Consider the following 314-nt stretch of genomic DNA (forward strand, 5'->3'; position numbering starts at 1 on the left):
CGCGAAGTGAATAATCTTGATAATCCCATAGATCATCGTATATCCCAAAGCCAACAGCGCGTAGATGCTGCCGAGCGAGAGACCGTTGATCAGTTGCTGCATAAAGATTTGCACGGTTGGTGCCCCCTTTCTTTAATTACTTAACAGTGTAGCCGGCGACAACCTTACCATTGGTCATTTGTTCAACCGACATCTTCATTTGTGGATCATGGTGCTTATTAACTGAAATCGTACCAGTAACTCCCTTCATGTTCTTGGTCTTAGCCAAGGCTTCCGTAATCTTGTTGGAATTGGTTGAGTCGGCCTTCTTGATG

Annotated in this window: 1 pseudogene; it reads right to left on the minus strand. The window is 44.9% G+C overall.

What is annotated here, in order from left to right:
• Window positions 1-114 (minus strand): annotated as a pseudogene (locus P0G09_RS17290) (branched-chain amino acid ABC transporter permease); the annotation flags it as partial.
• Window positions 115-314 lie beyond the last annotated feature (200 nt).

Origin of the sequence: Faecalibacterium sp. DFI.5.82 (assembly GCF_029076575.1) — a bacterium.
GTDB classification, from domain to species: Bacteria; Bacillota; Clostridia; order Oscillospirales; family Ruminococcaceae; genus Faecalibacterium; species Faecalibacterium duncaniae.